This window comes from Candidatus Binatia bacterium, from assembly GCA_036382395.1.
GTDB lineage: Bacteria > Desulfobacterota > Binatia > HRBIN30 > HRBIN30 > JAGDMS01.
The window spans coordinates 1-4,715 of sequence record DASVHW010000150.1 but is presented as its reverse complement, the minus strand read 5'-3'; the positions used below and the strand labels follow the sequence as shown (position 1 = coordinate 4,715).

The window sequence follows — 4,715 nt, the reverse complement described above, 5'->3', positions numbered from 1 at the left end:
CCTCTTCCGGCTCATGAACGTCGTCCACATCACGCCGGGAAACTGGCGCGGCATGGTGCAGACGAAACTGCGGAACCTGCGTTCCGGAACCCAAACCGAGAACCGCTTCCGATCGGAGGACAAGGTCGAGCGCGTCACCTTCGAGCAGCACGAGATGGAGTTCTTGTATCAGTCGGACGACGAGTACCACTTCATGAACACCGAAAACTACGAACAGATCGTGCTCGATGCCGAGGCACTCGGTGATGCCGTGAACTACCTCACTCCAAACCTGCGCGTCCAGGTGGAGTTCTATGAGAGCAAACCCATGGGCGTGACGTTGCCCAAGAACGTCGACCTGAAAGTCACCCAGACCGACCCGGCCCTCCGGGGCGCTACGGTCACCAACGTCCTCAAACCGGCTACCGTCGAGAGTGGGGCCACCGTCCAGGTCCCCGGCTTCGTTGCCGTCGGCGACGTAATCCGCGTCGACACCGAGTCCGGCGAATACCTCTCCCGCGCCAAGTAAACGCAGCGGCGCTGCCCTAGTCGTTTTGCAGCAGGCCGTTCATGCGCTCCATGGCATCGAGGCATTGCTCCACCATCTCGCGCATTACGTCGCGGGTCGACATGGCCACATTCATCTGGCCGACAACCTGCCCGACGAAGTAGGTGACCAGAGGGCGTGCGCTCGAATCAGCTTTGTGGGCGACGCGGTGGATGCGGCGCTGCGCCTCCGCCACCAGCAGGCTCTGCAGGGGCATGGGCAATGGCTCGGGCGCACCGGGCTCGTCCCAGGCGTCGGTCCAGGCACTGCGCAGCATGCGCGCCGGCTTGCCGGTGAGCGACCGGGAGCGGCGCGTGTCGGCGGACGTGGCGGCCAGGAACTTCTCCTTGATCACCGGAGTCGTCTCGGCCTCATGCGTCGTGAGCCACACCGAGCCGCACCACACCCCTTCGGCCCCGAGGGCCAGGGCGGCGGCCATCTGGCGCCCCGAGGCGATGCCGCCAGCGGCGAGCACCGGGGTGGGGGCGATGGCATCGACCACCTGGGGCACGAGGACCATGGTGGCGATCTCCCCCGTGTGTCCGCCGCCTTCCGTGCCCTGGGCGATGACGATATCCACGCCGCCCTCCTTGTGGGCGACGGCATGTTCGATGCGCCCGGCCAGGGCGGCCACCGGAATGCCGTTGGCGTGGGCCTTGTCGACCAACCAACGCGGTGGGGTCCCCAAGGCCGAGGCGATCAGGGCCACCTTGTGCGCGAATGAGACCTCGATCAGCGGACCCATGCTCTTGGGGTCCACTCGCAACCCCGCCATGCCCCGCTGCTCCCGGTCGCTATCCGGCGAGGGCGGGGGAAGCGGCGGCACGCTGTAGCGCTCGAGCAACTCGTCAATCCATTCCCGGTTGGCGTCGGGCACCATCGACTTGAGGCTACCGAGATCGATCCCGCCGGCCTCGGCACCCACGTACTTCCGTGGGATGAGCAAGTCGACGCCGAAGGGCCGCCCCTTCGTCTGCTCCGCGATCCACTTGAGATCGACGTCCAGCTGCTCGGGGGTGTGGGCCACCGCCCCCAGCACGCCTAAGCCGCCCGCATTGGTCACCGCCGCCGCGACGTCGCGACAGTGCGTGAAGGCGAGGATGGGACAATCGATCCCTAGCATCCTGGTCACTTTGGTCTCCATGAAGCCTCTCCTACCAGCAGCGGGCTCAGCCCGCCACAAAACCGGATGGGGAACGAGTTCTCCCCTTCAAGTTGTAAAGGTTCTAGCGTCCGCGCCAGCGTCGTCAGCCGACGCTGTGGAAGACCTTCTGGACGTCGTCGTCCTGCTCGAGGGTGTCCACCAGCTTCAGCACGTCCTTGGCTTTGTCCTCCGGCAGCTCGGCCGGGGTCTGCGGTAGGTACTCGGATTCGGCGGAGAGCGGTTTGATACCGCGGTCTTCAAGCGCCTTCTGCAGGCGACCGAAGTCGGCGAAGGCGCACCGGATCACGAGCTGCGGCTCACCCTTCTCGCCCGTGCTCTCGCCCATCTCCTCGAGGCCGTGGTCGATCAGATCGAGTTCGAGTTCGTCCTGGTAGATGCCGGCGGGATCGAAGCGGAACACACCCATCCTCTTGAAGTGGAAGCTGACGCTGCCGGTCGATGCGAGGTTGCCGCCACCCTTGTTGAAGTGGTTGCGCAGGTTCGAGACGGTGCGGGTCGGGTTATCGGTCGCGGCCTCGACGAGGACGGCGACGCCGTGCGGGGCGTATCCCTCGTAGAGGATCTCGTCATAATCCGTCGCCTCCTCGCCCGCCGCGCGCTTGATTGCCGCCTCGACCTTGTCCTTCGGCATGTTGACCGCGCGCGCGTTCTGAATGACGCGCCGCAACTGGGGATTGGCCGCGGGATCGGGCCCGCCCGCTTTCACGGCGATGACAATATCCTTGCCGACGCGGGTGAACTGCTTGGCCATGCGGTCCCAGCGGGCGAACATCGTGTGCTTGCGGGTTTCGAAGATGCGTCCCATGGTCGTTAGGGAAGAACAGCGTCTTTCGGTAGGTTTGACCCAGTCATCCCGGGCGGCGAAAGTGTTGAGGACCATAGCTCAACCGTCGCGATCAAGTAAAGACACGCGCCGCAGAGATCGTGGAGAACACAGAGGGAACGCACGGCGGGTACATTCAGGACTCACACCAGCCGGCCGCCCGAGCTAATGCCCCCGGGCGCTATCCTCTGCTATGGTCGCGGGCCGGCGGTGGAGTCATCTGCGCACCGAGGTGAGACGTACTCGGCGAATGGTTGACATTTCACGGGAACGCAAGCATCGAATCCTGATGGCACCCACGAGCCCTTGGCGCGAGGATGCGGATCTCGAACGAATCGTGCAGGCGCTCGGCGCGGTCCAGCGCGTCGCCTATGCTCCAACCAGCGTCTACCCGATGTCGGCCCCGGCATTCGTGGCGACACCTGGTGCTGAGCGCCCGCGGCCGGCTGGCGGGCGGCTGGGTATCTACGTCCACGTGCCGTTCTGCGAGTACGGTTGCACCTTCTGCTTCTATGCAAAGCGCGTAGGGGCTTCGCCAGAGCGGATGCGACGGTACGTGGCGGCTGCGGTGCGCGAGCTGGGCTGGGTGGTGCCGGACACGCCGCTGTCGCAGCTCTACGTGGGCGGCGGCACGCCCACATCCTTGCCGGCCGATCTCTTGGACGAGCTGCTGGCAACCGTGCTCGCGCGTGTGCGTGACGACGGACAACAGATTCACACGGTCGAGTGCTCCCCGGAGACGGCGACGGAGGAGTACCTCCGCGTCTTCCGGCGACGCGGCATCGGGCGGGTCAGCATGGGGATTCAGAGCTTGGATGACGCCGTGCTCGACAGCGTGGGTCGACGACATAGTGGTGCCGAGGCCCTAGTCGCCTGCGAGCGGCTCGTAGCCAGCGGGCTCATCGTCAACGTCGACCTCATCTACGGCCTGCCGCGACAAACCGAGGCCACCTTCCGTGGCGACTTCGAGGCGGTCGCGGCCCGCGGAGTCGACGCCGTGACGGCATACGACCTGCGCATCAACGAACGCACGCCAGTCGCCGGCCGGCTGCGCCAGGATGAGCGGCTCGACCTGGCTCGGCTCGTCCACTGGCGCGCGTTCGTCCAGCGGACTGCTGACGCCCTGGGATACAGACAGATGCGCTGGCGCGAGTTCGTGCGCGGCACGCCCGCGTCTGGAGTGCGGAAGCCACGCTTCGAGGACGTGACCAGCATCGGCAACCAGATCGGAATCGGCCCCAGCGCACGTTCCCGCCTGGGAAATATCGTCTATCGCAATTCTGCTGACATCGACCGATACACAGCGCGCGTCGAGGCGGGGCAGAGTCCGGTGGAGGAGACCTTCCTCCTCCGCGTGGAGGACCGCAAGGCGCGCTTCGTCGCGTTGTCCTTGGGCGATGGCAGGCCGCTGAACCGGAGTGAGTACGCGCGTGAGTTCGGTTGCTCCGTTGAGGATGACTACGGCGAGGTGCTGCAGGGAGTGCTGGCGGCGGGCCTCGCCAGCGATGACGGTGACTGCATCTCGCTCACCGAGACCGGCAAGCTCGTCTACGATCGCGTGACGCTCGCGTTCTATCCGCAGCGTGCCCGCGGCTGGATCGAGGGCCGCGAGTTGGTGCTGCGGCGCCGCCTCGAACGGCACCCATCCTAGGTAGTGAGGACGAAATGGATCGACAGGGCACACTGAGCCAGGAGCAGGCTGCGGGCGACCTCCATCGTCTGATCAAAGGTTTCCAGATCTCCCAAGCCATCCACGTCGCCGCGGTGCTGGGCGTGGCTGACCACATGGCGACCGGCCCGCGCGCCAGCGACGAGATCGCCGCGGCCGTCGGCGCCCATCCTCGAGCGCTGTATCGGTTGTTGCGGGCGCTTGCTGCGATCGGGGTGCTCAGCGAGCACGAGAATCGGCGCTTCTCGCTGGCGGCCATGGGGGAGTGCCTGCGCTCCGACGCCGAGCTGTCGGTGAGACCATCGGCGACGTACATCGGCCAGGCATATCGGTGGCAGACATGGGGTCATCTGCTGCACAGCGTGAAAACCGGCGAGAATGCATTCCGGGTGCTCCACGGCATGGACAGCTGGGCCTACCGCGAGCGACACCCCGAACAGAATGCGATCTTCAATGCCGCCATGACGGCCAACTCTCGTCGCGTCGATCGGGCTATCGTCGCGGCCTGCGATTTCAGCCGCTGCGAGCGCAT

General features: G+C 65.9%; 5 protein-coding genes. 3 read left to right on the top strand and 2 right to left on the bottom strand.

Features of this window, described 5'->3' with window-relative positions:
- Positions 1-508: elongation factor P (efp, locus tag VF515_06910; protein HEX7407366.1), on the top strand; the 508-nt coding region annotated here is incomplete at its 5' end.
- Positions 509-524: 16 nt separating this feature from the next.
- Here the strand turns inward: efp and VF515_06905 are convergent.
- Together VF515_06905 and VF515_06900 are read right to left on the bottom strand one after the other, a co-directional pair.
- Entirely contained in the window at positions 525-1,670 is a 1,146-nt protein-coding gene (locus tag VF515_06905) for a nitronate monooxygenase family protein (protein ID HEX7407365.1), read from the bottom strand.
- Between the two features lie 103 nt (positions 1,671-1,773).
- Complete coding sequence (locus VF515_06900) at positions 1,774-2,496, bottom strand: YebC/PmpR family DNA-binding transcriptional regulator (protein ID HEX7407364.1); 723 nt, start codon at positions 2,494-2,496, stop codon at positions 1,774-1,776.
- 307 nt (positions 2,497-2,803) lie between these two features.
- Here VF515_06900 and VF515_06895 point away from each other — a divergent pair, with 307 nt between their 5' ends.
- Together VF515_06895 and VF515_06890 are read left to right on the top strand one after the other, a co-directional pair.
- Positions 2,804-4,165 (top strand): coproporphyrinogen-III oxidase family protein, encoded by a 1,362-nt coding sequence (locus VF515_06895; protein HEX7407363.1) that lies wholly within the window; start codon positions 2,804-2,806, stop codon positions 4,163-4,165.
- 14 nt (positions 4,166-4,179) lie between these two features.
- A partial coding sequence (locus VF515_06890; GenBank protein ID HEX7407362.1) for a methyltransferase dimerization domain-containing protein occupies positions 4,180-4,715 on the top strand: 536 nt, incomplete at its 3' end.